The sequence below is a fragment of the Sulfuricystis thermophila genome (genome assembly GCF_004323595.1).
GTDB classification, from domain to species: Bacteria; Pseudomonadota; Gammaproteobacteria; order Burkholderiales; family Rhodocyclaceae; genus Sulfuricystis; species Sulfuricystis thermophila.
Window position 1 is genome coordinate 1,539,591 of record NZ_AP019373.1, and the last position, 25,125, is coordinate 1,564,715.

The window sequence follows — 25,125 nt, forward strand, 5'->3', positions numbered from 1 at the left end:
ATGCAGCCCACCGAAAACCTCAACATCGAAACCTTCGAACCGATGCCGACGCCGGCGGAGATCCATGCCCGCGTGCCGATGACCGAAGCCGCGGAAAAATCGGTGCTGGCGGGACGGCACACGATCGAGGCGATCCTTGACAGGAAGGATCCGCGCCTGTTCGTCGTCGTCGGCCCCTGCTCGATCCACGACCCCGGCGCCGGGCTCGATTATGCGCGGCGCCTCAAGGCGCTGGCCGACGAAGTCGCCGACACGCTGTTTCTCGTCATGCGCGTCTATTTCGAAAAGCCGCGCACCGCCACCGGCTGGAAGGGCTTCATCAACGACCCGCGCATGGACGATTCCTTCCACATCGAGGAAGGCATCTACAAGGCGCGTGAATTCCTGCTCGCCATCAATGAGCTGGGGCTGCCCGCCGGCACCGAGGCGCTCGATCCGATCACCCCGCAATATCTCGGCGATCTGGTCAGCTGGACGGCGATCGGCGCCCGCACCTCCGAATCGCAGACGCACCGCGAGATGGCATCGGGCCTATCGACGCCGGTGGGTTTCAAGAACGGCACCGACGGCTCGGTCGAGACCGCGGTGAATGCGATCCTCTCCGCCTCGAAACCGCACAGCTTCCTCGGCATCAACATGGAAGGCCGCACCTCGGTCGTCCGCACCCGTGGCAACCGTTATGGCCATCTCGTCTTGCGCGGCGGCGGTGGCCGGCCGAACTACGATTCGGTCTCGGTGGCGATCGCCGAACAGGCGCTCGCCAAGGCAGGGTTGGCGCAGAACATCGTCATCGACTGCTCGCATGCCAACAGCTACAAAGACCCGGAACGTCAGCCGCTGGTGCTGCACGACGTCGTCAACCAAATCCGGCTCGGCAATCGCTCGATCGTCGGCCTGATGATCGAAAGCTTCCTCGAAGCCGGCAACCAGCCGATCCCCGACGATCTGACGCAGCTCAAATACGGCTGTTCGGTCACCGATGCCTGCGTGGACTGGCCGACCACCGAAAAGATGATCCGCGAGGCGTATGACATCCTGCGCGGCCCACTGGCTGGCCGTGCCGTGCGAAAGGCCGCCTGATGTCGACCCTGATCAAACCCTTGCGCGGGCTGTGCCCCGCTCCCGGTCGCGCTCAGGACGTCGCCGCGCCGCCCTACGACGTGCTCTCCTCCGACGAAGCGCGCATCCGCACCGCCGGCCATCCCTGGTCGTTCCTGCACATCTCGAAACCGGAAATCGACCTGCCCGTCGACATCGATCCTTACGATCCTGCCGTCTATGCCAAAGCCGCCGAAAACCTGCAACGCATGATCGCCGCCGGCGTGCTGCTGCGCGATAGAGCGCCCTGCTACTACGCCTATCGGCTGACGATGCGCACCGATCGCGGAACGCACGAGCAGACCGGGCTGGTCGCCATCGCCTCGGTCGCCGCTTACGAGGCCAACCGCATCCGCAAACACGAATTCACCCGCCCGGACAAGGAAGACGACCGCGTGCGCCAAATCGAAGCCACCAACGCCCAGACCGGGCCGGTGCTGCTCGCCTACCCTTCCTCGGCGGAGGCAGACCGGCTGATTGCCGCGATGGCGCAAGGCGACCCGGCGGCCGACGTCACCCTCAGCGAACCGACGCACACGGTGCGTCACCAGATCTGGCGCTGTGATGACCCCGTGCATCTCGATGCGCTCACCCGCTGCTTCGATGGCATGGCGGCGCTCTACATCGCCGACGGCCATCACCGTTCGGCGGCCGCCGCACGCGTGGCCGCGGCACGGCGCATCCCCGGCCGCGAAATTTCTTCGGATTACTTCCTCAGCGTGATCTTCCCGCATCGGCAGATGCAGATCCTCGACTACAACCGGGTCGTCAAGGATCTGAACGGCCTGACGGCGGACGAATTCCTCGCCCGCCTCGGCGAAAAATTCCGCATCTCGCCGAGCTGCGATGCGGTCCGTCCAGCCTGCCCCGGCGAATTCGGCCTCTATCTGCCCAAGCGCTGGTACCGCCTGAACATCGATCCGCAGCTGTTTTCCCAGGACCCGGTCGCCGGCCTAGACGTCTCGTTGCTCTCCGATCACGTGCTGGGGCCGATCCTCGGCATTCGTGACCTGCGGCGCGACAAGCGCATCGATTTCGTCGGCGGCATCCGCGGCCTGGCGGAGCTGGAACGGCGCGTCGATTCCGGCGAAATGGCGGCCGCGTTCGCCCTCTATCCCACGCGCATGGATCAACTGATGGCCGTGGCGGACAGCGGCCAGGTCATGCCGCCGAAATCGACCTGGTTCGAGCCCAAGCTTGCGGACGGGCTGGTGTCCCACGTACTCGACTGAAGACAAGCCCGGCAATGCCGGGCCATTCCGTAGCTTGGAAAACGATCAGGGAACGCTGAAAAGTCGTCGCGAGCGGCCGGAGGGCAAGGCGCCCGGAGCGCAGGATGCGAGACATACCTGGTAGGTAGGCGAGCATCCGAGCACCGCGCAACACCGCCATCCGGTCGCGCAGCAGACTGATTCAGCGTTTCCTCAAAGCACCTTCAGCGCCGCCTCGTAATCCGGCTCTTGGGCGATTTCGGGCACCAGCTGGCTGTGCAGCACCTTGTCGTTCTCATCGAGCACCACCACTGCCCGGGCAGTGAGGCCCAACAGTGGCCCTTCGGCCATCTTGACACCCCAGGTCGCCATGAATTCGGGATGGCGGAAGGTCGACAGGTGCACAACGTTCTTGAGGCCCTCGGTGGCGCAGAAGCGACCGGCGGCAAAGGGCAGATCGGCCGAGATCACCAGCACGACGGTGTTGTTCAGACCGGCCGCCTTTTCGTTGAACTTGCGTGTCGAGGTGGCACAGGTGGGGGTGTCGAGGCTCGGGACGATGTTCAGGATCTTGCGCTTGCCGGCGAAGTTCGCCAGGGTGACATCGGCCAGCTCGCCGTTGGTGAGCGTCAGCGCAGGCGCCTGGCTGCCGACCGGGGGCAGCATGCCTTCGACCTTGAAAGGATTTCCTTGCAGGGTAACGGTAGTCATGGGTGTTCTCCGTGGGTGATGAAGTTTTCGAGTCGCGGCAGTATGGCCAAAGCATTGCCGCGGGTCACCGCGGCGATTTCCGTCAGCGGCATCCCCCGCAATTGTGCCAGCGTTTCGGCGATCGGCACCAGATCGGCGGGCGTGTTTCTGCCGCCTGCTTTCCAGGCCGGCGGGATGTCGGGCGCATCGGTCTCTAGCACGATCGTCTCGAGCGGCAGGCTGGCCGCCAATTCGCGGATGCGCTTCGAGCCGGGAAAGGTCATCGCGCCACCGAAACCCAGTTTGAAGCCGAGTTTGATGAGCTGCTCAGCCTGTTCCCGACTGCCGTTGAAGGCATGGGCGATGCCGCCGGGCACGGGGACTTCGCGCAGGGCCTTGAGAATCGGATCGATCGCCCGACGCACATGCAGCAGCACCGGTAGCCCAAACTCAGCCGCGATCTTCAGCTGCTCGACGAAGTAGAACCTCTGTCGCGCATCATCGCGCGGCTCGACATGACGATCCAGGCCGATCTCGCCGACCGCGACGGCCGGTTCGCGCTGCAAGCTGTCGCGCAAGGCATCGAGATCTTCGGGACGCGCACGATCGACATAGAGTGGATGGATGCCATAAGCCGGGGCACAGCCCGGATACTCGCGGCAAACACTGGCGACGGCGCCGAAGTTGGCGCGCTCGACCGCCGGGATGACCACGACTTCGACTGCCGTGCCGCCAGCGCCGAGTTTCGCGGCCGCGAACACCTCGTCGCGATCGGCGTCGAATTCCGCCGCATCGAGGTGGCAGTGGGTATCGATCAGCGGGGCCAACGGCAAGCTAACGCGCATGCCGGCAATCGGCGCCCGCAGAGGATGAAATACCATGCGCAAAAATAAACGTCCGCCCTCCCCCAGCCTGTCCCACGGCCGGCTTTGCACAGCCGGCCGGCTCCGGCGGCGCGAAGCAGTGCTTCGCGAAACCCCGCCTCCGCCCCTCGCGGGAGGGGAGACTATCAGCGCGGCTTGCGCTGCGAAGGTAGGCTGCCGTCAAGGAAACGAAAGGCGGCGCACTTTTTGCTTTGTATTTCACGTTAATCGACCTCTTCTATCCAGGCCTGCTGGATGGCCTCCAACTTCTTCTCGCCGCAGTGGCGCTCATCCTCCTCGAAACCCGGCAACTCCATCACCCAGCGCATCAGATCGACGAAGTTGATCTTGGTCGGATCGACGTCGGGATGACGTTCGGCGAGCTGAATGGCGATCTCGAGACTGTCGGTCCATTTCATTTGCGTCCGCCTCCTTCCTTGACCATGTTGATCGTGTATTTCGGAATTTCGACCACTAGCGGTGTCTCGGCGACCATCGCCTGACAGGAGAGCCTCGAAGTCGGCGTCAGCCCCCAGGCCTTGTCGAGCATGTCTTCTTCGAGCTCATCGGGCGGTTCCAGCGACTCATAGCCTTCGCGCACGATCACATGGCAGGTCGTGCAGGCGCAGGACATTTCGCAGGCATGCTCGATCTCGATTTCGTTGGCGAGCAGCGCCTCGCAGATCGAGGTTCCCGGTTCTGCTTCGATGACCGCGCCGGCGGGGCAAAGCTCTTCGTGGGGCAGAACGACGATTTGAGTCATAGCTGTTCCATCTCTTCGATTTTCTTGCCGGCCAGCGCGCGCTGCACGCCCTGATTCATGCGCCGCGCGGCGAATTCCTCGGTGGCTTTGGAGAGCGCATCCATCGCCGCATCGATCGCGCGCCGGTCGTCGCCAACCAGCACGCTTTGCAGTTTCGTCAAGCAGTTGTCGATGTGTGCGCGTTCCGCCTCGGAGAGCAGATGGGCATCTTCCTTCAGCGCCGACTGCACCGCCTCGACGAGCCGCTGCGCTTCGACCTGCGCTTCGCGCAAGGCGCGGCGGAAGGCGTCGTCGGCCGCATGGGCGAAACCATCCTTGAGCATCGCCGCGATCTCGTCGTCGGTCAGCCCATAGGAGGGTTTTACCTCGATGTGTGACTCGACGCCGGTGGTCTGCTCGCGCGCCGTCACCGACAGCAGGCCATCGGCATCGACCTGGAAGGTGACGCGGATGCGCGCCGCGCCCGCCACCATCGGCGGAATGCCACGCAGTTCGAAGCGCGCCAGACTGCGGCAGTCGGAAACGAGCTCACGTTCGCCCTGCACGACGTGCAGCGCCATCGCGGTCTGGCCGTCCTTGAAGGTGGTGAAATCCTGGGCGCGCGCCACCGGAATCGTCGAATTGCGCGGGATGATCTTCTCGACCAAGCCCCCCATCGTCTCGAGCCCCAGCGAGAGCGGGATCACGTCGAGCAGCAGCCAGTCGTCGCCCGCGGCACGATTGCCCGCCAGCAGATTCGCCTGGGTCGCCGCACCCAGGGCGACGACCTTGTCCGGGTCGAGATTGTTGAGCGGCTCGCAGCCGAAGAAATCCTCGACCGCCTTCTGGATCTGCGGCATGCGCGTCGCGCCGCCGACCATCACCACGCCTTTCACGTCGTCGACCGACAGTCCGGCATCGCGCAACGCTTTTCGCGTCGGTCCCAACGTCTTTTGCACCAGCGTGCGGGTGATCTCGGTGAAGGTTTCCGAGGTCAGCTTCAGATCGACGAATTCGCCTGACGACAGCCGGGCGGTGATCGGCGCTTCGCCATTGAGCGTCAAAAACTCCTTGGCCTCGCGCGCCCGCATCAGGAGCAGACGCGCATCCTCGTGCGACAGTGGCGCGAGCTTCGCCTGCTCGATGATCCAGCAGAACACGCGGTGATCGAAATCGTCGCCGCCCAGCGCGGAATCGCCGCCGGTGGCGAGCACCTGGAAGACGCCCTTCGACAGCTTGAGGATCGAGATGTCGAAGGTGCCGCCGCCGAGGTCATACACCGCATAGATGCCTTCGGAACCATTGTCGAGGCCATAGGCGATCGCCGCCGCGGTCGGTTCGTTGAGCAAACGCAGCACGTTGAGACCCGCAAGCCGCGCGGCATCCTTGGTCGCCTGGCGCTGGGCGTCGTCGAAGTAGGCGGGCACGGTGATCACCGCTCCGGTCAATTGCCCACCGAGCGAAAGTTCCGCACGTTCGCGCAACACGCGCAGGATTTCCGCCGAAACTTCGACGGGACTCTTGACGCCCTGCGCGGTGCGAAGCTTCACCATCCCCTCGCCCTCGACGAAATCGTAAGGCATGCTCTCGACATGCTCGATGTCCTTCAGGCCCCGCCCCATGAAGCGCTTCACCGAAACGATGGTGTTCTTGGGGTCGATGGCCTGATGCGCCTGCGCCTCATAGCCGACCTCGACCTTGCCATCGGGCGCGTAACGCACGATGGATGGCAGCAGCGGGCGGCCGAGTTCGTCGTTCAGCACGACCGCCATGCCGCTCCTCACGGTGGCGACGAGGGAGTTGGTGGTGCCGAGGTCGATGCCGACCGCCAGACGGTGTTCATGCGGCGCGGCTGACTGGCCGGGCTCGGAGATTTGCAGCAGTGCCATTTTGTGCTTGGTGAGTGAGCTTCAGGTTTCCAAAACTTCCAGGGCGTCGCCGATTTCCTGCAGCAGTTTTTCCTGGAACATCAGCTGGCGAACGAGCTCGCCGGCGCGTTGCCGATCGCCGCCATCGAGCGCCGCCTGCAAAGCCGCATATTCATCGCGGATCGTGCGCCGCAAGCGCCGGTGGAGCGCATCGAGCGCATCGATGTCGCCGCTTTCCTTCGCTTCTGCCACCGCCTCGCGCAGTTCCATTTGTTCCATCAGAAACTCGACCGGCATCGCGGTATTGGTCTCGAGGCGCACATCGTGGCCGGCCAGCTCGAGCAGATAGCGCGCCCGCTTGAGCGGATCCTTGAGTGTCAGGTAGGCCTCATTGACGCGCGAGGCCCATTGCATCGCCTGGCGTTTCTCGGCGTCGGACAGATGCGCATAGCGGTCCGGGTGCACCTCGGCCTGCAGCTCACGATAGCGCGCTTCCAGCCGCTCGGTATCGAGCGCCTGGGTGCGCGGCAGTCCGAACAGCGCGAAGTGGTCTTGGCCCAGATCGAATGACTGAATCATTTGACGTTGAAGCTCTCGCCACAGCCGCATTGATCCTTGACGTTCGGGTTGTTGAACTTGAAGCCCTCGTTCAACCCCTCCTTGGCGTAATCGAGTTCCGTGCCGTCGAGGTAGGGCAGACTCTTCGGATCGACCAACACCTTGACGCCGTGGCTCTCGAAGACGATGTCCTCGGGCTCGGCCAAATCGGCGAACTCGAGCTTGTAGGCCATGCCGGAGCAACCGGAGGTCTTCACGCCGAGACGGATGCCGATGCCCTTGCCGCGCTTGGCGAGGAAGCGGGCGACATGCTGGGCAGCGGCTTCGGAAAGGGTCACGGCCATGACGTCACTCCGCGTGCTTCTTCTTGTAATCGGCGACGGCCGCCTTGATCGCGTCCTCGGCGAGGATCGAGCAATGGATCTTCACCGGCGGCAAGGCCAGTTCCTCGGCGATCTGGGTGTTCTTGATCTGCAGCGCCTCGTCGAGCGTCTTGCCCTTCACCCATTCGGTGACCAGCGACGACGAGGCGATCGCCGAGCCGCAGCCGTAGGTCTTGAACTTGGCGTCTTCGATGACGCCATCCTTGTTGACCTTGATCTGCAGCTTCATCACGTCGCCGCAGGCCGGCGCGCCGACCATGCCGGTGGCGACACCTTCCTCGTCCTTCGGGAATGAGCCGACGTTGCGGGGGTTTTCGTAGTGATCGAGTACTTTTTCGCTATAGGCCATGATGGTTCTCCAATATCAATGTGCCGCCCACTGGACGGTGGAAAGATCGATGCCTTCCAGATGCATCTCCCACAAGGGCGAAAGCTCGCGCAGCTTGCCGATCTTTTCATGTAGGAGCTTGATCGTGAAGTCGATTTCCTCTTCGGTGGTGAAGCGGCCGAGGGTGAAACGAATCGAGCTGTGCGCCAGCTCGTCCGAGCGACCGAGCGCGCGCAGCACATAGGAAGGCTCCAATGATGCCGAGGTGCAGGCCGAGCCGCTGGAGACCGCGATGTCTTTGACCGCCATGATCAGCGACTCGCCCTCGACGAAGTTGAAGCTGACGTTGAGGTTGTGCGGCACGCGGTGTTCCATGTCACCGTTGATGTAGGTCTCTTCGATGTCCATGATGCCCTTGAGCAACCGGTCGCGCAGCATGCGGATGCGTTCGTTTTCCGTCGCCATTTCCTCACGGGCGATGCGGAAGGCTTCGCCCATGCCGACGATCTGGTGCGTCGGCAGCGTGCCGGAGCGCAGCCCCCGCTCGTGCCCGCCGCCATGCATCTGCGCCTCCAGACGCACGCGCGGCTTCCTGCGCACGAACAAGGCGCCGATGCCTTTCGGACCGTAGGTCTTGTGCGCCGAGAACGACATCAAGTCGACTTTCAGCTTGGCCAGATCGATCGGCATCTTGCCGGTCGCCTGCGCGGCATCGACATGGAAGATCGTGCCGTTGGCACGGCAGACTTCGCCCAGTTCGGCGATCGGCTGGATCACGCCGATCTCGTTGTTGACCGCCATCACCGAGGCGACCACGGTGTCTTTGCGCAGTGCCTGCTTGAACTGCTCGACGGTGATCAGGCCGTTTTCCTGCGGCGTGAGATAGGTGGCCTCGAAGCCCTGGCGTTCGAGTTCCTTGACGGTGTCGAGCACCGCCTTGTGCTCGGTGGCGACGGTTAGGATGTGCTTGCCTTTCGTTTCGGCATAGAAATGCGCCGCCCCTTTGAGCGCCAGGTTGTTCGACTCGGTCGCGCCGGAGGTCCAGATGATTTCCTTGGGATCGCAATTGACCAGCGCGGCCACCTGCTCGCGCGCCTCCTCGACGGCCTTTTCTGCCTCCCAGCCGTAGGCATGGGAGCGCGAGGCAGGATTGCCGAATTTTTCCGTCAGGTAGGGGATCATCTTTTCCGCGACGCGCGGGTCGACCGGGGTGGTCGCCGAGTAGTCGAGGTAAATGGGCAGTTTCAGCATGTCGGGAATCTCCGGTTCAAACAGCCACGTGCGGGTGCACGGTGGTCAGGGATTGCAGTTGGAAAACGGTCTCAGTCAGCGTACGCAGGAACCCCGCGACATCGTCCGCCGTGTTTTGCCGGCCGAGGCTGACCCGTACGGCGCCTCGGGCAAGCCGCGGCTCGACGCCCATCGCCAGGAGCACATGCGAAGGCTCCGGGTTCGCCGAGGAACAGGCCGCGCCGCTGGCGACCGCGTAGCCGGCGCGGTCGAGCTTGGCGACCAGCGTCTCGCCATCGATGCCGGGAAAGGCGAAATAGACGGTGTTGGGCAGACGTTCGGCAGCCAAGGCGAAGATCGTCGCGCCCAGTTCCGCCAAGCCTCGTTCGAGCTCTGCACGCAATGCCGTCAGACGCTGCCTCGCGGCGTCGAGTCCGGCGACGGCTTCCTCGCAGGCGATGCCGAAGCCGACGATCGCCGGCACATTCTCGGTGCCGGAACGGTAGCCCCGCTCATGGCCGCCGCCATCGATCAGCGGGGCGAGCTCGACGCGCTTGTCGACGATCAGCGCACCCGCGCCTTTCGGCCCGCCCAGCTTGTGAGCAGAAAGGCTCATGGCATGGACGCCGGCGGCATTGAGGGCACGAAAATCGAGCAGCAACTTCCCCAGCGCCTGCACCGCGTCGGTATGGAACCAGACACCGATGCCGGCCGCCCTGGCCTGGGCCGCAAGCGTCTCGACCGGCTGGATCGCGCCGGTTTCGTTGTTCGCCAGCATGATAGAGATCAGCGCCGGCCGCTCTGCCAGAGCTGCTTGAAAGTCGGCGCTGGCGAGACGGCACTGCGTATCGACCGCGATCTCGCGCACGCGCCAGCCGAGCCTGCGGAGGGCCTTGGCCGGTTCGCGCACGCAAGGGTGTTCGATCGCCGAGATGGCGACGGTGCCGGCGGGCAGATAGGCCGCTGCGCCCTTGATGAACAGGTTGTTGGCCTCCGAGCCGCCGCTGGTGAAGATCACTTCGGTCGGATGCGCGCCGATGGCAGCGGCGACCCGTTGCCGCGCCTCATCGATCGCACGCCGCGCCGCGCGGCCGTATTCGTGCCGGCTCGAGGCATTGCCATGCCGGGCGCTGAAATACGGCAGCATCGCCTCCAGCACACGCGGGGAGACCGGCGTCGTGGCGTTGTGATCGAGGTAGACCGGCGCGAACATGGCGTTGGCAATCAGGCGGTGGCGAGCGGCGCGGCGCGTCTTCCAGCGGCGGTCTTGGCAAGCCGGACGGGCTGGACGTCGTCGGCACAGCGGGCCACGTTTTGCTGCCGCACCAGATCGTCGAGGCTCACCGAGCTCAGGTATTCGTGCATGCGGGCATTCAGGCTCATCCACAGATCGTGGGTCATGCACGGATGATCGTCGTGACAGTTGCCCCGCCCGCCGCAATTGGTGGCATCCAGCGGCTCATCGACGGCGCTGATGATGTCGGCCACCGAGATGGCGGCGAGCGGCTTGGCCAGCGTGTAGCCGCCGCCAGGGCCGCGCGTGCTCGCCACCAGATGGTTGCGGCGCAGCTTGCCGAACAACTGCTCGAGATAGGAAAGCGAAATTTTCTGGCGTTCGGCAATGCCGGCCAGCGTGACGGGACCGGCATGCTGGCGCAGGGCCACGTCGATCATCGCCGTCACGGCAAAACGTCCTTTGGTCGTCAGTCTCATGGGAATACCTCGTCAGGATCGCGCGTTCGGAATATCAGTCATTCGGACCGATGGCTGGAAGATATAGTTCCCGATTAAATTAGTCAAGTATTTCAATCGACGATTTTCGACAAACGGTTCGGATCGAACTTGTCGGCCGTCGCCACGTCGTCCTCCAAGGAGACGCCGGCCCGCTCGATCGATTTCAGCAGCGCCTCGATGCGACGATCGGTTTCGACCGCATGGTCGAGCAGCCCGTGGATCGCCAGCGCGATCGGATCGTCTTCGTTGCGTGTCACGGCATAGGCGGAAAAGCCCAGGTTCTCGGCTTTTTCCTGCCGCAGCTGCGCCTGGCCCGGCTCGATGATGCGCGCCGGGATGCCCACCGCCGTGGCTCCCGCCGGCACCTCACGCACCACGACGGCGTTCGAGCCGATCTTCGCCCCGGCGCCGACCGTGATCGGTCCGAGCACCTTTGCGCCGGCACCGATGACGACGCCCTTCTCCAGCGTCGGATGGCGCTTGCCCTTGTTCCATGAGGTGCCACCCAGGGTCACGCCGTGGTAGAGCGTGCAATCATCGCCGATCACCGCGGTCTCGCCGATCACGACCCCCATGCCATGGTCGATGAAGACCCGGCGGCCGATCGTCGCCCCGGGATGGATCTCGATCCCGGTGAGAAAACGCGTGAAATGCGAAGTGAACCGCGCCAGCCAGCGTAAGCCGTGATGCCACAGCCAATGGGCCAGGCGATGCATCAACAGGGCATGGAACCCAGGGTAGCAGGTCAGCACTTCCCAGGTCGAGCGGGCGGCAGGATCGCGTTCGAAAACGCAGGCAATGTCTTCTCGCAGGCGGGAGAACATGGTTTCCGGGAAGCCTTATAAATTTTGGGGGAATTCTAGAATTCCCGATCACACCGGTCAACTTAAGTTCGTTGATGGGGATATCAAGCTCCTTGGTGGTAACGCTTGCCAGTGGGTCGCTGAAACGAAGCCAGCAGTCCACGCAGGATGTTGACCTCCTCTCTTTCCAGTCCGGCACGCGCGAATAGCCGGCGCAGGCGCAGCATCAGCCTTCCCGGCCTTTCCGGATCGAGAAAGCCGCTTGCGACGGCCATGCCTTCGATCTGCGCGAGCAGCCCCTCGATCTCCTCATGGGTCGCCGGCATGCCGACAGGGCTGAAAGTCGGCGCTGGCGAAACGGCACCTTGCGCCGCCTCGATGCCGAGGCGCAATTCGTAGCACAGCACCTGCACCGCCGCGGCGAGATTGAGCGACGCATAGGCCGGATTGGCGGGAATCATCGCCCAGCGGTTGCAAAAAGCCAGCTCTTCATTGCTGAGCCCAGTGGTCTCGTTGCCGAACACCAGCGCGACCTCAGAACCGGTCACGGCCAGTCGCGCCAGTTCGGCAGCGCCCTCGCGCGCCCACAGCGGTGCCGTGGCCAGATCACGACGCCGCGAGGTCAGCGCCAAGGCGAGGGTCACGCCTGCGAGCGCAGCAGGGAGCGTTGCGACCGTCTCGGCCGCCGCCAGCACATCGGTCGCGCCGGAGGCCATCGCCTCCGCCTGCGCATCGGGCAAGGCTTTCGGCGCGACGAGCACCAGGCGCGCGAAACCCATCGTCTTCATCGCCCGCGCCGCCGCGCCGATGTTGCCCGGATGACTGGGTCGCACCAGCACAATATGCACCCGTCCGAAGGCATCGGGCGTCAGCGGAGTCGAAGGATTAGAATCCACGCATTTACTTCCAGCAAGCCACAAGCCATGCATCCCATGCTCAACACGGCCGTCAAGGCCGCCCGCCGCGCCGGCCACATCATCGGCCGCGCCAGCCTCGACCTCGGTCAGCTCAAGGTCGGCATCAAGCAGCAGAACGATTTCGTCACCGAAGTGGATCGCGCCGCCGAGGCCGCGATCATCGAAATCCTGCGCGAAGTCTATCCGAGCCACGCGATCCTCGCCGAGGAATCCGGCCACAGCGACCATCCCGCCGATGCCGAATACCAGTGGATCATCGACCCGCTCGACGGCACCACCAACTTCATCCACGGCTTTCCGCAATACGCGGTGTCGATCGCGCTGGTTCACAAAGGCGTGCTGACGCATGCGGTGGTCTTCGACCCGAACCGCAATGAGCTGTTCACCGCCAGCAAGGGCGCCGGCGCCTTTCTCAACGACAAGCGCATCCGCGTCAGCCGCTGCGCCAAGCTCGACGAAGCACTCGTCGGTACCGGCTTCCCCTACCGCATGTTCGAGCACGTCGATCCCTATCTGGCAATCTTCAAGGAAATGACACGGCGCACGGCCGGCGTGCGCCGCCCTGGCTCTGCCTCGCTGGATCTCGCCTGGCTCGCCGCCGGCCGCATCGACGGTTTCTGGGAATTCGGCCTCTCGCCCTGGGACATGGCCGCCGGCGCGCTCCTCATCCTCGAAGCCGGAGGACTCGTCAGCGATCTGGCCGGTGAAGGCAACTATCTCAAGACCGGCAACATCGTCGCCGGCACGCCGAAAGTCTTCAATCAACTGCTGATGGCCATCCAGCCGCATCGCACACCAGCGCTGAAAGCATGAAAAATCACTGACGACGCGTTGACACGGCCGGATTCGTTGGTAGAATGCGCCCCTCGTTGCGGGAGTAGCTCAGTTGGTAGAGCGCAACCTTGCCAAGGTTGAGGTCGCGAGTTCGAGACTCGTCTCCCGCTCCAGATTTCCGGGGAAAGCGCATGCTTTCCCCTTTTCGATTCAGCCTGGTGTATCTTTGCAGGCCACGGCGCGGTAGCAAAGCGGTTATGCACCGGATTGCAAATCCGAGTAGGTCGGTTCGACTCCGGCCCGCGCCTCCAAGAAAAATCCTCCAAAACCCGCATGGCTACGAGCTTTGCGGGTTTTTTGCTTTTATGCGTATGGAATCGGCAGCCTGTGGATAAGTGCCATCTTTCGATTCCGAGCGTCCCGCCAGTGTCCCGCGATACGCTCATTCTCCGCCAGTTCCCCGCTTATGTTACGTGCATTGACTGTCCCGTCAGTGTCCCGCGCGCTTGATAACTATTTATCGCGTAACATAATGATTTGTTACATGTTTTCATTGACAAGCGCTGCGTGTACGAATATACTAACAGCATGCAAAAAGACACGACAGCACGTCTAGCAAATCGCGCAGCAGCGCGCAGCAATGCGCACTGGCTTCGAAAACTGTCCCGCGCGTTCGGTTTTGATGAAGCGCGCGAGATGGTCAGGGCGCTGACGCGCTGCGGCAGCGCTGATACGAAAGCGATTCGCGGCTTGCGCGTATTCGCGCCGATGCTGTTGCAGGCGCTAATCACGATCAATGCCTTGCGCGCGATAGCTCTTGTCGCGCATTGCGTCTCACCGCCGCCGCCCCCGGCGGCTGACGGCATACGGTTAGAGATAACACCTCGACTGCTTCCGCTTCCTGCCGCTTGCCGCGCCTAAGCGCGCGGGCAGGCAGCCCACCGCGCGCGACTGGCGCGGTATCAAATCCCGGCAAACGGGCTGCATCTTGCAAAGGATGCAGAAATGGAAGCAAATCAGAAACTCACGATCAACTCGACAGAGCTCGCGCAAGCTCTAAACATCCCGCGCGTTGCGTTCGCGCGGCATCGCTCCGGCTTGATCAATCATCCGCTATTGCGCGGCTTGCCGGAGCCGCTGCAGCAGTATCCGCGGCTTGTCTGGTTGCGCGCCGACATCAACGACTGGCTCGCATCCCGCCGCACTTTCCGCCCCTCCGACGCCCCCGCCCAGGCCCCGACCCCGGCCCCGCGCCGTGGCCGTCCGCGCAAGGAAAGGGGTGCGGTATGACATGGCAAGCCCTCAGTATCGCGCATTGCATAGAAACCGAACCGCCGCAACTCGACTTTGTGCTGCCCGGACTGGTGGTCGGCACGGTCGGCTCGATTGTGGCCCCAGGAGCAACAGGGAAATCGTGGCTCGCGCTTGAGGCGGCGCTGCTGGTCGCAGTCGGCAAAGACTTTCTCGGCTTGTATTTTGATGAACTACGGTGCGGAAAAGTCGTAATACTGGCCGCCGAGGACCCTGCACCGGTATTGCATCAACGCGTGCACGCGCTCGCACAGCATTTAACGTCAGCCGAACGCGCGGAATTCGCCAACTATGTGTCGATCATTCCGACTTATGGCGAAGTCGGCAATCTGCTCGACGACGGTCAAACCGCCCGTCGAATCTTGGAAGCCGCAACTGGAGCGCGGCTTGTCATTATCGACACGCTGTCGCGCTGGCATACCGGCGACGAGAATGATCGCGGAGATGCTTCGAAAGTAATGCGCAAGCTGGAGCACATCGCCGGGCAAACCGGCGCGGCGATCGTATTTCTTCATCATACGAACAAAACCGCAGCGCTAGCCGGTGAAGGCGACAAACAGCAATCGGCGCGAGGCAGTAGCGTTTTCGTCGACGAAGCCCGTTGGGTAGCTTTTCTGCAAACGTGCACGGTGGAAGAAGCGAAAACCTTCGGGATTGAAGAAGAAATGCGACGACATTTTGTGCGCTATGGCGTAAGCAAGGCCAATTACTGCCCGCCGCTAGAGGATGTCTGGTTGCGGCGCGAGGCGGGCGGCGTGCTCATGAAGTATGACGGAGTAATGAAGCCTCAGAAGCAGCAGCAAGCAAGCAAGGAGCGGCAGACGAAGGCGAAGGAGGATGACTATGCAGACTTTTGATCGCCCCGCCCTGCCGACCGCGACAGCGCGCGAACATCGGCTACGGCTGTTTCAGCCGACGCGCAGGCCGCGCCCTCTGCGCGATGTGGAAATCGCGACCCCCTGGGGCCGGCTCATTATTACCGGCCGCCTTGGACAGTCGCATGCCGACGTAATGGACGCGATTTGCTACCACGCAGAACGCCGCGTCGACATGAACGACGGACGGATCAAGCTGCTTGTCGATCCCGCGCGCGTGCGCCGGGCATGCCGGCTTGGTGGCGAACAGCTCGAGAAAATCGCCCGGGAGTTGCGCGAGGCGACGATCCAGATCAAGGAACCGCAGGAAATCGCTTGCATTGGCGGCCTTGTCGATCATATCGACACCGCCCTGCGTGCCGACGGCTCGCCCATTACTCGCCACAACCCGCTGCGCGGGGGAGAGCGGGAACTATGGCGGGTGGAACTTGGAAAAGCGCTATGCAAGCTGATTGCCCGCGATGCCTGGGTCGGCTACGACCCGGCGCCGATTGCACGCTTGCAGCACGGCATAAGTCAGGCTGTCGCCCGGCACGTGCTCAGTCACAAGACCGCCCCGGCAGGCGGATGGAGGCTCGACACGCTCATCGCCGCCGCAGCCGGCGAGGTCGGCGGACAGGCACTGTGGGACAAGCGGCGCGAGCTGCGGGCGGACGCGGGCGGGCTGGCGGCGGTCGGGGTGCTGCTCGACGGCGAGCGGGTGCGGCGCCTGGAGCAAACGCCCGGCGGCATGGAGCAAACGCCCGGTGGCATGGAGCAAACGCCCGGCGGTAGCAGGTACACGTTCAGATGCACTTCAGGTGCATCTTCAGGAGCACCTGCCTGTCGCCCGTGATGGCGCCTGTCAGGTGCTCAGCGCCTTCGCTTCGCTCAGGCTCGGAGGGGAGGAGCAAAAGGAATTACCTTGCTCCCACCCATCCGCGCCTGAGTGAAACGAAGGCGATTTATCTCTCTATGATTCTCTCTCGTCGATCAAAAGATTTTCTCTCTGACGAAGAATCTCTCTGACGAAGAATCTCTCGCTGTTGACGTATCACTGCCCCAACGCCCTTGCTTCGCTGCGGCGCGGAGGGTAGGAGCAGCGGCTTCCTTTATTGCCTGGCCCACCTTTGCCAGCATTCATTTCTACCCGTGAAAGCAACGGGGATTCCATTGCTCCACCCCATCCGGGCCGAAGGCGCTTTAGCCGTCGTTTCAAGCTTTCATGCGGTTTTTCCGCTTTGCTCCTTATAAGTTACTGCGAGTGAGCGCAGGTGTTACTTAAAGGAGATCCTCTATGAAAACCCTTGCTGAAATGGCGACAACTGTTTCCGACCGTCGCACCGTGAAATTGTGTCAGCTGCTTCCTCAGATCGAGAAGGCCCGCAACAACGGCTGGGCGTGGCGCGAGATCGTTTATGCCTTGCGGGAATACGATCTCGGCATCGATCCCAATGGCAAAAACGCAGGTCGGCTACTGAGCAACGCCTACCACCAGGCGAAGAAAGCGGCGGAAAAGGGACTCTATAAGCCTGTTACCCGCCGCACAGAGAGTGCGGTCGGGAGCATGCCTGCCCTGAGCTCCAACAAGCGTGAACTGCCTCGTATTTGATGAAAGGAGCGGTGACATGAACCACAAGGTGCTCTATTTCTCCCACGGCGACAAGGGGGGTGTCGGGAAGTCCGTTGTCGCTAGCGTCATGACTGACTGGTTGCAGGAGCGGGGCCACTGTCTCGCTGTCGTTGATGGTGACGAGTCGAACAATGACGTTGGCCGCAGGTTTCTCGATGCCGAGGGGATTTATGCTGCGGCTCTTCGTCTGAACGACCCGTCGGACGCCGAGGCTTCCATCGCCCGTTTCTCGAACTGGCTCGAAGCCCGACCCCAGATCGATCGGGTAGTGATCAATTTGCCGGCGAATGCGTCTGAGACGCTCGACGGCCAGGCCGAGATTCTGCGTGATGTCGCCGAAGCGTTGGGGTTCAAGATGCGAGTCGTATATTCGGTTGGCAAGAGCGTGCCTGCTGCCCAGATGCTGCAGAAGAGCTTCACCAGTGGATTGATGAGTGTCGTGCACCCGGGAGACCGCATGGTGCTGTTCCCGGAGTTCGACGCCCGTCCTGAGGACACGGCCTGGTATGGGATCAAGGACGATTGCGTGGCGCATGAGGCGGTTTTCCCGGCCCTGCGTCCCGCCGAGGCGTTCAACCAGGTCTTGCGGCTCGAAATGCCCTATTCGGCCATCGTCCGCACGCGCCCGCCCGGCATCACCTTACATACCGTCATTTCCCTTAAACGATGGCTAGACAATGCCCGCAAGGCTCTGGCCCCGATCATGGACATTGAAGGAGAAGACAAATGAACATTCGCGATTCGGTTTTGCGCTCGTTGCCCGGTGAAGTGAGGGAAGAGGCGTTACGGCTTGCGGCTGACCGGAAGCTGGACGCCAACGATCCGGTCTGGGAAATCGTGGCGTTGGCGGCGGCGAGCTCAGCCAGTGCTCGCGAGACCATCGAGGCTGCCGAGCGCGTCGAGGCGTATGGCAATGAGATGGCGGCTCAGGTATCGAAATCGAGGGATGCGCTGCTCAAACTGGCCGAGCGTGTCGATGGCGCAATGAACCAGTTGGCTGACGACGCTCATAAGCTGGCCGATCATGCCGCTCAGAACGTGCGCAATGCCGGGAAAGAGGTTAAGGAATCGATCCAGCTACTCTCGCGGGAGTTGGGTTATTCCGCCCAGAGTGGTGTAGAGAGCGGTTTGATCAAGGTGAACCAGGCGTTCAAGCAGGCTCAGGGTGAGTTTGAGAGGAGCGTCGAGAGCTTGGCACGGAATAAGGCGTCTTTGATTGCCCGTGAAGCTGCTGCGGAGGCGCTTGCCCTGGACACAGTTGTAAATTGGGGTATTCCGATATTGGTATTCACGTTGGCTATCATGGGCGCCTATTACCTGGGCACTCTTAGCTTACTTCATACCAGACCATGGCTTGGCTTCGGGATGTTTGTGATTTCGGCGTCAGCTAGCTCCATATTGGTGACCCTTCGCAATAGGTACACGCCCTTGTGGTACGCCATCGCCAGTAACTTGGGATGGATTTTGATTGCATTATTTGCGGGGGCGACCTGGCTTATCGATGCCATTCGCTGAGGCTGGTGGGTGCCATAGCCACATGGCACCCCCATCCTCTCCGATCTTACATCTTCATCGGCGTTGTGCCCGTGTCATGGGTTGTCATCCACCTTCATCTTATTGCTTGCAAAATCACTTCCTTTGCGAGGATTTCACGACAAGCGCCATGATCCCAAGTGATCTGGGGTGAGATGCATTGATTTTCGATCAGGCGGCCAATCCATATGAATGGTGCAGGGTAAGGGCCTGTCCCCACGCTTTGGCAAGCCTTCGCGTGTTCGACCCCCTGGTCAGGGCTGCGCCCCGACACCCCTCCCGTCTCGCTGCGCTTGACGGCGTGCTTGCTAGCGGCGGGTGGCGAGCATGAAGGGGATTGGAAATTCGACTTTATAAAGTCAACTGTCGACCTTCCACTGTCTACTGTCGACTTTATAAAAATCCCGATAGTTTTAGTCGGCTGCTATCTGGCGTCGAAAGACATCATTATGTTATGTGAATTGACTTGACTAAGCGAAACTGATAGATATGCCAACTACGCAGCGCATTCCACCTATTCCTTCCAGACCGATATCATGGATAACGCCATGAAAATGCTTAATTATCCAGGACAACCAGAAGTCGATGATCACACAGAGGCAAAGGCTACCCAAGATAACCGATATGAATGTCCAAAATGTCATCAGCCCTATGTCACCATCACAGCGCCAGACCCCTACACGCTGATGGGCCTCATTGGGTTCCTGATCATCCTGGGTGGAATCATCGCCATGATGCTTGGCGTCTTCCTTCATGGGTTACTGACGATCATCATTGGCATCCTCATCAATCGGCTATTTCAAGGCACCAAGATCATATCGGTATGTCCGGTCTGTCACGCCCGCGCACCAGATAGGAGCTCATTCGCCTATATGCTCGGCAGATATATCGGCCGTCTGTAGTAGCCAATCCAGCATGATCTGATCATCCCGCCTTCGAGCGGGTTTTTTGTGATGCAGGGCCATTTGTGGCATGGCTTCGAAAGCCTCTAGGGACGTGAAACCACCACCTAGTTTTAGGTCGCCATGAAACGATTCCTCCCCTTTCTCGTTCTGATGATTGCTTCAATCACGCGCGTCTGGGCTTCGACCTCGGCATCCCACAGATAGCACCACTGTTCGAGCAGCAGCATCTTGAACATGACCAACGGTGGGTGCAAGGGACGGCCAGTATGGCTGTAGAGACTGCCCAGCGGCAACTCAAAAGCCGACCAGTCGATCAGCCGCTTGATCTTGAGCAGCCAATGATCGCCAGACACCCGCCCTGCCAGCAGGTCGTCGCCAAAGCCGATTTGACGGTTAAGCTTGCTTCCATTTCTTTCACCTCCGCGAACGATTCATCCTTCATACATGACAGAAGCAAAATCGTTCACGGGTTTCGCAGAACTTTCGTCACATTTTTTGCCAATTCGTGCAGTGCCTGTCCAGTTTTTGATGGAGTCACTTCCCAGGTCGCGTGCAATGTACAAATTGGTCGCAGCCCGTGCGCATTCCGACGAACGTGACCGACCGCACCGATGAACGTGACCGCTGGGGAAGCGCGGATGCGTGGTGTTCAAATTCTACCTCGACCGGTCACGATGCTCCGTGGCAGGGTTGTCCATAGGCGACCGCCAGCGCGCCTCTAACGCTGGCGGGCGGTCGCCTGTGGGGAACCTGTGTTTGGCGCACTGGCATCACGTCCTTCTCGCCTTGCGCATCGAGTCGCCAGTCAGCTTGAGCCGGTGCGAGGCATGCAGAATGCGATCGAGGATGGCGTCGGCGAGCGTCGGCTCGCCGAGATACTCGTGCCAATGCTCGACGGGTAGCTGGCTGGTGATGATGGTCGAGCGCGTGCCGACGCGGTCGTCGAGCACCTCGAGCAAGTCGGAGCGTTCCGCCGCCGACGGCGGCGCCAATCCCCAATCGTCGATCAGCAATAGGTCGGTCTTCGCCAGCGCTGAGAGGCGACGCGTGAAGCTGCCGTCGCCGTGGGCGATGCGCAGTTCCTCGAAGAGCCGCGGCAGGCGGACATACAACACCGAGAAGCCCTGCCGGCAGGCAGCGTTGCCGAGCGCGCAGGCGAGCCAGGTCTTGCCGCTGCCGGTGGAGCCGGTGATCAGGCAGTTCTGGTGATGGCGGATCCAGTCGCCGCCGCCGAGCGAAGCGAGGAGTTTTTTCTCCAGGCCGCGCCCGGGGCGGTAATCGACATCCTCGAGGCAGGCGCTGCCGACCTTGAGCTTGGCCTGCTTGAGCAGGCGGGTGAGGCGTTTGGAGTCGCGGAACGACATCTCCCGGTCGATGATCAGGGCGATGCGCTCCTCGAAGGACAGCGCCGCCGCGCCGGGCTGGGCCAATTGCTCCTCGAGGGCACGGGCCATGCCATCCAGGCGCAGGGTCTTGAGTTGGGTGAGGCTGTGGTGGGTGAGCATAGGTCTCCTGGGTTGAGGTCAGTGGTAGTACGAGGAACCGCGCACGTTACCGTGCGACGGCAGGGTCAGTTCCGCTTGGGTGTCAGGCAGCGGTTGGCGGTCGAGGCCGGCCTTGAGGATCGAGGCGACCGACTTGTAGCGGCGCGCGCCCAGGGTGACGGCCCGAGTGCAGGCGGCTTCCAGTCGTTCCTTGCCATAGGTCCTGGCCAGGCGCATGACGCCCAGGCAGGCGCGGTAGCCCTGTTCCGGATGCGGCCGCGACTCGAGCTGGTAGCGCACGATTTCCGTCGTCGCCGGTCCCACGGTCGCGGCCCAGTTGAGCATCCGGCCCGGTGTCCATTCGGCGTGGGCCCGGTGCGACGCGGGCATGTGCTCCGGGACGGTGCTGTGGGCGCCATGGCGCGGATTGCGCGCATGGGCCGCCACCCGCTTGCCCTTGAAGAAGCATTCAACGCTGCTGGCGGTCAGGCGGATCTCGATCTCCTGCCGGACCAGGGTGTGGGGCACGCTGTAGTAATGGCCGTCGACTTCGACGTGATAGTCGATGTTGGCGCGGGCCTTCTTCCACTGGGCGTACTGGAAGGGAATGGCCGGCAACGGGCGCAGGGCCGGGCGGTCGATGGACTCGAAGGCGTCCCGGCGGCAGCCGGGCAGCTTCTTGAACGGCCGGCCATTGAGGTCCTCGACCAGGTCGGCGATGGCGGCGTTCAGTTCCGCCAGCGAGAAGAAGCACCGATGCCGCAGCCGGGCGAGGATCCAGCGCTGCACGATCTGCACGCCGACTTCGACCTTGGCCTTGTCCTGCGGACGATAGGGACGCGCCGGCAGCACGGCGGTGCCGTAATGGGCGGCGAATTCCGCCACCGCCCGCTGCGGTTCCGGCTCGTAGCGATTGGCCTCGCCGATCATCGCCCGCGGGTTGTCGGGAACGATCAGTTCGGGGACGCCGCCGATGAAGGCGAGCGCCCGGCCCAGGGCGCCCAGCCAGTCGGCCTGGGTCTGCGCCGCCGTGGCGCAGGCATAGGTGTAGTTCGAGGCACCGAGCACGGCGACGAAGATCTGGGCGCGGCAAATCTCGCCCGTGGCGGGGTCGATGACCGGCACGGTGTCACCGGCATAGTCGGCGAACAACTTCTCGCCGGCCCGGTGGATCTGCCGCATCGAGCGCTTCAGGCTCCGGGCGAAGGCCCGGTAGAGGTCGCAAAAGCGCGAGTACTGGTAGGCAGCATCAGGGTACCCCTGGCGGTACTCCTCCCAGAGCAGCGCCAGCGTGACGCTCTTGTTCTTCAGTTCCTGATGGACGCGGGCAAAGTCCGGGACCACATGGTCGCTGGCAGCGCCGCGTCCCCGGCGCAGATTCAGACGGCGCTCCAGCGCGTCCTCATCCAGATCCTTGATCTGCCCCCAGTCCAGACCGACCACTTCCGCCGCCTTCACGTACTTGGCGACGACGCCCTTGGAAACCTTCAGCGCCCGAGCGATCTGCTCGAAAGACAGCGCGCATTCGTACTTGAGCCGCAACAGCTCCTTGATCTTGTGCATGGCAATCCGTTCTGCCGCCATCCCGTCCCTCGCAAAAAGCTCGGGAGAGTAGCGGCTTCTCAAACGTCGTTGCCACACACCCGCATTTCCATTCCGACACCGTAACCGGCGATTCCGACATCGTGACCGGCCGTTCCGACAATTCGGCCAAATCGGTCACGACTATTTCGGAATTCGCGGTCACGCCCTCGGAATCAGCGGTCACACTTTTTCGGAATCAGCGGTCACGTTGCGTCGGAATACGCACAGCCCGGATTCTGTGCCACTGTGGCATCATGAAAAGCCTTTAGTCACGCAAGGAGGATACATGAACCATCTCACCCTAATGACCGTCCTGACCACCTTTGTCACCAGCAGCGTCCTCGCTCAGGTGGAAGTCAAGGACCCTTGGGTCCGCGCCTCGGTGCCGGCGCAGAACGCCACCGGCGCCTTCCTGGAACTCACAGCCAAAGAGGATGCGCGACTGGTGGCTGCGCGGTCGCCCGTGGCCAGGACCGTGGAGATCCACGAAATGAAAATGGAAGGTGTTGTCATGAAAATGCGCGCCATCCCCGGGTTGGATCTGCCGGCAGGCAAACCAGTGGCCCTCACCCCCAGCGGCTACCACATCATGCTTTTGGGCCTTAAAAGCCAAGTCAAGGTGGGTGACAGCGTACCTTTGACCTTGGTCGTGGAAACGAGGGAAGGCAAGCAGGAAATCGAAGTCAACGCACAAGTCAAGCCACTGGGTGAAGCCCACGGCCATCACCACCACTGAAACAGCATTGGGGTGGCAGGCCAGCGCGGCCGACGCCATTCTCATGAACATCTGGGGTTTGGCCTTTTCCCGCTTGCTCTTTCATATGAAACGGTCCTGAGCAAACAACTGCTCAGCGCTGGCGAAGCGGGTCGGACCCTCCTGTTCCCAGCCATGATCTACTCTTCGCGTGAGCAGGGGATATTGCTGCGACAAATTGTCACAGGTGTTGATCCGATTGTCACAGCTAGGCCACGCTGCAAAGCCAGAGAGGCGATTTAACGCTCTGATGAATAATGAATTATCGTTTGTGGCACGAGCTTTGCTGATCAACGATGCAAAGCTGATGTGCGAAGACAAGCGTCCGCCACTTGCGGCAGGAAACCGCTGCGTTGTGCTCAGCACGAAACCATGTTCATAACAACGGAGGAGACAGATGATGAGCAAGAACTACCGATTCACGAGAGGCTTGAAAGCGGTCCTCACCGCGGCGATGGCGATGGCGTTGGCGTTTCAGCCACCGGCAGCTCACGCCGACGAAACCAGTTGTTCTCCTTTCACCCCCCTGATCAAGGGGCAGGAGGACTTCGTTTATGTCTGGACACTGGGGGTGGAAGGCGTAGGCGACGGCTCTGACAAGCTGGTCACCGTTGACGTGAATCCAAAATCGAAAACCTTCGGCAAGGTTATACACACCCTCTCCGTGGGTGGGCGCAACGAAGCCCACCACCTAGGCTTGTCCGATGATCGAAGGTATCTGTGGGGCGGTGGTCTGGATACCAGCAAAATTTTTATTTTTGACATTCACACGGACCCAGCCAAGCCAAGACTGGTGAAGATCATCACCGATTTCGTCGAAAAATCAGGTGGCGTCGTCGGTCCTCACACCTTCTATGCGATCCCTGGCCGAATGATCATCACCGGGCTGTCGAATAACAAGGATCATGGTGGGGAAACCGCTCATGTGATCTACAACAACAAGGGTGAATACGTCAAAACCGTCTGGATTCCCACGAGCGAAATGAACGGCGTCAAGGGCGACGGCTACAACTACGACGTGGCAATCAACCCCAGGAAAAGCGTCATGTTATCCACTTCCTTCACTGGATGGAATAATTACATGATGGATCTTGGGAAACTGGTGAAAGACCAAGAGGCCATGAAGCGGTTTGGCAGTACTTCGGTCATGTGGGACTACAAGACGCTGATACCGCTCAAGATCTTTAACACACCCGGAGCACCTCTGGAAGCTCGTTGGAACTGGGGGGGCGGCAAGGATTTTGCTGTAACGACGGCCGCGCTGACTTCAAAGATCTGGGTGTATACACAGGATGAGAAGGGAGAGTGGCAAGCACATGAGGTGGGCACTATTGGCAACCCGAGCGAAATTCCATTGCCCGTTGATATTTCCATCACAAGCGACGGAAAGGGCATGTGGATCAACACATTCATGGATGGCACCACGCGCTATTGGGATTTCTCGGACCCAATGAAACCTATAGAGGTGTACAAAAAGAAAATCGGTTCGCAGGTCAATATGGTCTCGCAAAGCTATGACGGCAAGCGCATTTACTTCACCTCGTCTTTGCTCGCGAACTGGGACAAAAAGGGACAGGACGACGAGCAATTTCTCAAGATGTATTACTGGGACGGAAAGGAACTCAAGCTTGGCTTTGCGATTGACTTCTACAAGGAGAAACTCGGGCGAGCTCACCATATGAAATTTCAGGCGCGCGACATGAGCCGACTCCGGCCTCTTCATGCCGACGCAGGGGAGCATGAATACGCCAAGCTGACCTTGGCAGAGTAATCCGTTCCATCGTGATGGGTAAGTCGGCCTTGATGGCAATGTCCCGTCCCCTTCCGGGGGGCGGGCGTTGTCGCCTTGCGATAGTGGGACTCTCATT

The 25,125-nt window shown here is 61.7% G+C and carries 28 protein-coding genes, 2 tRNA genes and 1 pseudogene; 15 read left to right on the top strand and 16 right to left on the bottom strand.

What is annotated here, in order from left to right:
- Positions 1 to 1,080 carry a 3-deoxy-7-phosphoheptulonate synthase gene (locus M52SOB_RS07710; protein WP_131111315.1) on the top strand — a complete coding sequence of 360 codons (1,080 nt, stop codon included), beginning with the start codon at positions 1 to 3 and terminating at the stop codon, positions 1,078 to 1,080.
- The gene (locus M52SOB_RS07715; protein WP_131111316.1) at positions 1,080 to 2,330 is read left to right on the top strand and encodes a DUF1015 domain-containing protein; all 1,251 of its coding nucleotides are present in this window, start codon (positions 1,080 to 1,082) and stop codon (positions 2,328 to 2,330) included. Before M52SOB_RS07710 ends, M52SOB_RS07715 begins: the two co-directional genes overlap by 1 nt.
- A 192-nt stretch (positions 2,331 to 2,522) precedes the next feature.
- Here the strand turns inward: M52SOB_RS07715 and tpx are convergent, their stop codons facing one another.
- From tpx to M52SOB_RS07780, 13 genes are all read right to left on the bottom strand, one after another.
- Complete coding sequence (tpx, locus tag M52SOB_RS07720; RefSeq protein ID WP_131111317.1) at positions 2,523 to 3,020, bottom strand: thiol peroxidase; 498 nt, start codon at positions 3,018 to 3,020, stop codon at positions 2,523 to 2,525.
- Entirely contained in the window at positions 3,017 to 3,880 is an 864-nt protein-coding gene (locus tag M52SOB_RS07725) for a TatD family hydrolase (RefSeq protein WP_431306322.1), read from the bottom strand. The genes tpx and M52SOB_RS07725 overlap by 4 nt, the downstream gene beginning before the upstream one ends.
- A gap of 206 nt (positions 3,881 to 4,086) precedes the next feature.
- Complete coding sequence (iscX, locus tag M52SOB_RS07730; RefSeq protein WP_131111318.1) at positions 4,087 to 4,281, bottom strand: Fe-S cluster assembly protein IscX; 195 nt, start codon at positions 4,279 to 4,281, stop codon at positions 4,087 to 4,089.
- The gene (gene fdx, locus M52SOB_RS07735; RefSeq protein ID WP_131111319.1) at positions 4,278 to 4,625 is read right to left on the bottom strand and encodes an ISC system 2Fe-2S type ferredoxin; all 348 of its coding nucleotides are present in this window, start codon (positions 4,623 to 4,625) and stop codon (positions 4,278 to 4,280) included. Before fdx ends, iscX begins: the two co-directional genes overlap by 4 nt.
- Positions 4,622 to 6,493 carry a Fe-S protein assembly chaperone HscA gene (hscA, locus tag M52SOB_RS07740; RefSeq protein WP_131111320.1) on the bottom strand — a complete coding sequence of 624 codons (1,872 nt, stop codon included), beginning with the start codon at positions 6,491 to 6,493 and terminating at the stop codon, positions 4,622 to 4,624. Before hscA ends, fdx begins: the two co-directional genes overlap by 4 nt.
- Positions 6,494 to 6,514: 21 nt before the next feature.
- Positions 6,515 to 7,051: a Fe-S protein assembly co-chaperone HscB gene (gene hscB / locus M52SOB_RS07745; protein ID WP_131111321.1), complete on the bottom strand. Its 537-nt coding sequence runs from the start codon at positions 7,049 to 7,051 to the stop codon at positions 6,515 to 6,517.
- On the bottom strand, positions 7,048 to 7,374 hold the full coding sequence (iscA, locus tag M52SOB_RS07750) for an iron-sulfur cluster assembly protein IscA (protein WP_126445700.1): 327 nt from the start codon (positions 7,372 to 7,374) through the stop codon (positions 7,048 to 7,050). Before iscA ends, hscB begins: the two co-directional genes overlap by 4 nt.
- Positions 7,375 to 7,378: 4 nt before the next feature.
- Entirely contained in the window at positions 7,379 to 7,762 is a 384-nt protein-coding gene (iscU, locus tag M52SOB_RS07755) for a Fe-S cluster assembly scaffold IscU (protein ID WP_131111322.1), read from the bottom strand.
- Positions 7,763 to 7,777: 15 nt separating this feature from the next.
- Positions 7,778 to 8,992, bottom strand: coding sequence for an IscS subfamily cysteine desulfurase (locus M52SOB_RS07760; protein WP_131111323.1), 1,215 nt, complete (start codon positions 8,990 to 8,992; stop codon positions 7,778 to 7,780).
- Positions 8,993 to 9,008: 16 nt separating this feature from the next.
- A complete protein-coding gene (locus M52SOB_RS07765) occupies positions 9,009 to 10,184 on the bottom strand; it encodes a cysteine desulfurase family protein (RefSeq protein ID WP_131111324.1) in 1,176 nt (391 codons plus the stop codon).
- A gap of 11 nt (positions 10,185 to 10,195) precedes the next feature.
- Positions 10,196 to 10,684: a Fe-S cluster assembly transcriptional regulator IscR gene (iscR, locus tag M52SOB_RS07770; RefSeq protein WP_131111325.1), complete on the bottom strand. Its 489-nt coding sequence runs from the start codon at positions 10,682 to 10,684 to the stop codon at positions 10,196 to 10,198.
- A gap of 92 nt (positions 10,685 to 10,776) precedes the next feature.
- Positions 10,777 to 11,529 carry a serine O-acetyltransferase gene (gene cysE / locus M52SOB_RS07775; protein ID WP_131111326.1) on the bottom strand — a complete coding sequence of 251 codons (753 nt, stop codon included), beginning with the start codon at positions 11,527 to 11,529 and terminating at the stop codon, positions 10,777 to 10,779.
- An 83-nt stretch (positions 11,530 to 11,612) separates the two neighbouring features.
- Positions 11,613 to 12,404 (bottom strand): RNA methyltransferase, encoded by a 792-nt coding sequence (locus tag M52SOB_RS07780; RefSeq protein WP_284155033.1) that lies wholly within the window; start codon positions 12,402 to 12,404, stop codon positions 11,613 to 11,615.
- A gap of 27 nt (positions 12,405 to 12,431) precedes the next feature.
- On the opposite strand from M52SOB_RS07780, the gene M52SOB_RS07785 reads away from it, so the two are divergent.
- The 11 genes from M52SOB_RS07785 (at position 12,432) to M52SOB_RS07835 (ending at position 19,432) form a co-directional block, all read left to right on the top strand.
- Entirely contained in the window at positions 12,432 to 13,238 is an 807-nt protein-coding gene (locus tag M52SOB_RS07785; RefSeq protein ID WP_131111328.1) for an inositol monophosphatase family protein, read from the top strand.
- 58 nt (positions 13,239 to 13,296) lie between these two features.
- Positions 13,297 to 13,372 (top strand) — tRNA-Gly (locus tag M52SOB_RS07790).
- Positions 13,373 to 13,436: 64 nt separating this feature from the next.
- Positions 13,437 to 13,510, top strand: a tRNA-Cys gene (locus M52SOB_RS07795).
- Between the two features lie 277 nt (positions 13,511 to 13,787).
- A complete protein-coding gene (locus tag M52SOB_RS07800) occupies positions 13,788 to 14,120 on the top strand; it encodes a hypothetical protein (RefSeq protein WP_131111329.1) in 333 nt (110 codons plus the stop codon).
- A gap of 84 nt (positions 14,121 to 14,204) precedes the next feature.
- Complete coding sequence (locus tag M52SOB_RS07805) at positions 14,205 to 14,489, top strand: hypothetical protein (protein ID WP_131111330.1); 285 nt, start codon at positions 14,205 to 14,207, stop codon at positions 14,487 to 14,489.
- The gene (locus M52SOB_RS07810) at positions 14,486 to 15,367 is read left to right on the top strand and encodes a helicase RepA family protein (RefSeq protein ID WP_131111331.1); all 882 of its coding nucleotides are present in this window, start codon (positions 14,486 to 14,488) and stop codon (positions 15,365 to 15,367) included. The genes M52SOB_RS07805 and M52SOB_RS07810 overlap by 4 nt, the downstream gene beginning before the upstream one ends.
- Entirely contained in the window at positions 15,354 to 16,220 is an 867-nt protein-coding gene (locus tag M52SOB_RS07815; protein WP_131111332.1) for a hypothetical protein, read from the top strand. The genes M52SOB_RS07810 and M52SOB_RS07815 overlap by 14 nt, the downstream gene beginning before the upstream one ends.
- Before the next feature lie 441 nt (positions 16,221 to 16,661).
- On the top strand, positions 16,662 to 16,976 hold the full coding sequence (locus tag M52SOB_RS07820; protein WP_131111333.1) for a hypothetical protein: 315 nt from the start codon (positions 16,662 to 16,664) through the stop codon (positions 16,974 to 16,976).
- Between the two features lie 16 nt (positions 16,977 to 16,992).
- On the top strand, positions 16,993 to 17,727 hold the full coding sequence (locus tag M52SOB_RS07825; protein WP_131111334.1) for a hypothetical protein: 735 nt from the start codon (positions 16,993 to 16,995) through the stop codon (positions 17,725 to 17,727).
- The gene (locus M52SOB_RS07830; RefSeq protein WP_131111335.1) at positions 17,724 to 18,512 is read left to right on the top strand and encodes a hypothetical protein; all 789 of its coding nucleotides are present in this window, start codon (positions 17,724 to 17,726) and stop codon (positions 18,510 to 18,512) included. The genes M52SOB_RS07825 and M52SOB_RS07830 overlap by 4 nt, the downstream gene beginning before the upstream one ends.
- Positions 18,513 to 19,066: 554 nt before the next feature.
- Positions 19,067 to 19,432 (top strand): hypothetical protein, encoded by a 366-nt coding sequence (locus M52SOB_RS07835; protein ID WP_172601787.1) that lies wholly within the window; start codon positions 19,067 to 19,069, stop codon positions 19,430 to 19,432.
- 113 nt (positions 19,433 to 19,545) lie between these two features.
- On the opposite strand, the gene M52SOB_RS07840 is transcribed toward M52SOB_RS07835, so the two are convergent.
- The 3 genes and pseudogenes from M52SOB_RS07840 to istA form a co-directional block, all read right to left on the bottom strand.
- Positions 19,546 to 19,788: a transposase gene (locus M52SOB_RS07840; protein WP_131111337.1), complete on the bottom strand. Its 243-nt coding sequence runs from the start codon at positions 19,786 to 19,788 to the stop codon at positions 19,546 to 19,548.
- Positions 19,789 to 20,205: 417 nt separating this feature from the next.
- The gene (gene istB, locus M52SOB_RS07845; protein ID WP_131111338.1) at positions 20,206 to 20,940 is read right to left on the bottom strand and encodes an IS21-like element helper ATPase IstB; all 735 of its coding nucleotides are present in this window, start codon (positions 20,938 to 20,940) and stop codon (positions 20,206 to 20,208) included.
- A 21-nt stretch (positions 20,941 to 20,961) separates the two neighbouring features.
- Positions 20,962 to 22,503 (bottom strand): annotated as a pseudogene (istA, locus tag M52SOB_RS07850) (IS21 family transposase); the annotation flags it as partial.
- Between the two features lie 286 nt (positions 22,504 to 22,789).
- Between istA and M52SOB_RS07855 the strand changes: the two are divergent.
- Together M52SOB_RS07855 and mtoX are read left to right on the top strand one after the other, a co-directional pair.
- Positions 22,790 to 23,239, top strand: a complete 450-nt coding sequence (locus tag M52SOB_RS07855; protein WP_131111340.1) for a copper chaperone PCu(A)C — start codon at positions 22,790 to 22,792, stop codon at positions 23,237 to 23,239.
- A 415-nt stretch (positions 23,240 to 23,654) separates the two neighbouring features.
- A complete protein-coding gene (mtoX, locus tag M52SOB_RS07860) occupies positions 23,655 to 25,028 on the top strand; it encodes a methanethiol oxidase (RefSeq protein WP_284155034.1) in 1,374 nt (457 codons plus the stop codon).
- The last annotated feature ends 97 nt before the right edge of the window (positions 25,029 to 25,125 follow it).

Coding starts and splice junctions, on each gene's coding strand:
- M52SOB_RS07710 (WP_131111315.1), top strand. CDS start 1: ATGCAGCCCACCGAAAACCTCAACATCGAAACCTTCGAACCGATGCCG.
- M52SOB_RS07715 (WP_131111316.1), top strand. CDS start 1,080: ATGTCGACCCTGATCAAACCCTTGCGCGGGCTGTGCCCCGCTCCCGGT.
- tpx (WP_131111317.1), bottom strand. CDS start 3,020: ATGACTACCGTTACCCTGCAAGGAAATCCTTTCAAGGTCGAAGGCATG.
- M52SOB_RS07725 (WP_431306322.1), bottom strand. CDS start 3,880: ATGGTATTTCATCCTCTGCGGGCGCCGATTGCCGGCATGCGCGTTAGC.
- iscX (WP_131111318.1), bottom strand. CDS start 4,281: ATGAAATGGACCGACAGTCTCGAGATCGCCATTCAGCTCGCCGAACGT.
- fdx (WP_131111319.1), bottom strand. CDS start 4,625: ATGACTCAAATCGTCGTTCTGCCCCACGAAGAGCTTTGCCCCGCCGGC.
- hscA (WP_131111320.1), bottom strand. CDS start 6,493: ATGGCACTGCTGCAAATCTCCGAGCCCGGCCAGTCAGCCGCGCCGCAT.
- hscB (WP_131111321.1), bottom strand. CDS start 7,051: ATGATTCAGTCATTCGATCTGGGCCAAGACCACTTCGCGCTGTTCGGA.
- iscA (WP_126445700.1), bottom strand. CDS start 7,374: ATGGCCGTGACCCTTTCCGAAGCCGCTGCCCAGCATGTCGCCCGCTTC.
- iscU (WP_131111322.1), bottom strand. CDS start 7,762: ATGGCCTATAGCGAAAAAGTACTCGATCACTACGAAAACCCCCGCAAC.
- M52SOB_RS07760 (WP_131111323.1), bottom strand. CDS start 8,992: ATGCTGAAACTGCCCATTTACCTCGACTACTCGGCGACCACCCCGGTC.
- M52SOB_RS07765 (WP_131111324.1), bottom strand. CDS start 10,184: ATGTTCGCGCCGGTCTACCTCGATCACAACGCCACGACGCCGGTCTCC.
- iscR (WP_131111325.1), bottom strand. CDS start 10,684: ATGAGACTGACGACCAAAGGACGTTTTGCCGTGACGGCGATGATCGAC.
- cysE (WP_131111326.1), bottom strand. CDS start 11,529: ATGTTCTCCCGCCTGCGAGAAGACATTGCCTGCGTTTTCGAACGCGAT.
- M52SOB_RS07785 (WP_131111328.1), top strand. CDS start 12,432: ATGCATCCCATGCTCAACACGGCCGTCAAGGCCGCCCGCCGCGCCGGC.
- M52SOB_RS07800 (WP_131111329.1), top strand. CDS start 13,788: ATGCAAAAAGACACGACAGCACGTCTAGCAAATCGCGCAGCAGCGCGC.
- M52SOB_RS07805 (WP_131111330.1), top strand. CDS start 14,205: ATGGAAGCAAATCAGAAACTCACGATCAACTCGACAGAGCTCGCGCAA.
- M52SOB_RS07810 (WP_131111331.1), top strand. CDS start 14,486: ATGACATGGCAAGCCCTCAGTATCGCGCATTGCATAGAAACCGAACCG.
- M52SOB_RS07815 (WP_131111332.1), top strand. CDS start 15,354: ATGCAGACTTTTGATCGCCCCGCCCTGCCGACCGCGACAGCGCGCGAA.
- M52SOB_RS07820 (WP_131111333.1), top strand. CDS start 16,662: ATGAAAACCCTTGCTGAAATGGCGACAACTGTTTCCGACCGTCGCACC.
- M52SOB_RS07825 (WP_131111334.1), top strand. CDS start 16,993: ATGAACCACAAGGTGCTCTATTTCTCCCACGGCGACAAGGGGGGTGTC.
- M52SOB_RS07830 (WP_131111335.1), top strand. CDS start 17,724: ATGAACATTCGCGATTCGGTTTTGCGCTCGTTGCCCGGTGAAGTGAGG.
- M52SOB_RS07835 (WP_172601787.1), top strand. CDS start 19,067: ATGGATAACGCCATGAAAATGCTTAATTATCCAGGACAACCAGAAGTC.
- istB (WP_131111338.1), bottom strand. CDS start 20,940: ATGCTCACCCACCACAGCCTCACCCAACTCAAGACCCTGCGCCTGGAT.
- M52SOB_RS07855 (WP_131111340.1), top strand. CDS start 22,790: ATGAACCATCTCACCCTAATGACCGTCCTGACCACCTTTGTCACCAGC.
- mtoX (WP_284155034.1), top strand. CDS start 23,655: ATGATGAGCAAGAACTACCGATTCACGAGAGGCTTGAAAGCGGTCCTC.